Source organism: Megasphaera sp. AF13-6AC (assembly GCF_027685385.1).
In the GTDB taxonomy this organism is placed as follows: domain Bacteria; phylum Bacillota; class Negativicutes; order Veillonellales; family Megasphaeraceae; genus Megasphaera; species Megasphaera micronuciformis.
In genome coordinates, this window is record NZ_JAQCUN010000100.1 from 1 (window position 1) to 252 (window position 252).

A 252-nucleotide genomic window follows, 5' to 3' on the forward strand; every position below is an offset into this window, starting at 1 on the left:
CGTGTCGCCTTCATTTGCAACGCCAACCGTCCCTTGGTAAGTGCGAATTCCAATTCCCCTGTCGTCATCGTGCTTTTATACAGGTCTTCATATTGTCCTGCAATAAGGGCTGTCAGACGGCGATAAATTCGTTCTATTTCCTTTTCTTCCGCCAACTTTGCCGTCTGCAAGTCGTTATTCGCGTCGACGACCGCCAAGGGTTCTACATATAAGGTCGCCCCGCTGGCCGACATGTCGTGAACAATACCGGGA

Annotated in this window: 1 pseudogene; it reads right to left on the bottom strand. The window is 50.8% G+C overall.

The annotated features are described in order from the left end of the window. Positions 1 to 252 (bottom strand): annotated as a pseudogene (locus PGX78_RS06185) (endonuclease MutS2); the annotation flags it as partial.